The sequence below is a fragment of the Pseudomonas sp. YuFO20 genome (assembly GCF_035064975.1).
Classification (GTDB): domain Bacteria; phylum Pseudomonadota; class Gammaproteobacteria; order Pseudomonadales; family Pseudomonadaceae; genus Aquipseudomonas; species Aquipseudomonas putida_AE.
This window is the reverse complement of sequence record NZ_JAXDEO010000177.1, coordinates 1-470: the sequence shown is the minus strand read 5'-3', so window position 1 is coordinate 470 and position 470 is coordinate 1. Positions and strand designations below refer to the sequence as shown.

Annotated in this window: 1 protein-coding gene; it reads right to left on the bottom strand. The window is 62.1% G+C overall.

Features of this window, described 5'->3' with window-relative positions:
- A partial coding sequence (locus SOP85_RS31135) for a gamma-glutamyltransferase (protein ID WP_323629423.1) occupies positions 1-470 on the bottom strand: 470 nt, incomplete at both ends.

Below are 470 nucleotides of genomic sequence, written 5' to 3'. Positions count from 1 at the left end.
CGGGCTGGATGCGGAAACCACCGGCGCGGTTCTGCAACAAGACGCCGGTCTTGTTGGAGACGATCGCCGAGCCGAAGGAATGCGCGATCGAGTTGATGAAGGAGCAGACGTTGCGATCCTTGTCGACCACGGTGATGTAGACCGTCGACGGATTCATCGGCGGCGCGACGTTCGGCAGGTCGAGCAACCCGTCCATCCGGATGTTCTTGATGTGCTCGTCGGCGAATTCCTTCGACAGGATGCCGGCGACATCGACATGGGCATGCTGCGGATCGCCGATGTACTGCTCACGCATCATGTAGGCGATGCGCGCCGCCTCCGCCTCCAGATGGAAGCGCTCGACGCTGAGCGGCTTGAACTTGGTCAGGTCGAAGCGCGACAGGATGTTGAGCATCACCAGCATGGTGATGCCCGGGCCGTTCGGCGGGCACTGCCAGACGTCGTAGCCCTTGTACATCGTGCCGATCGGC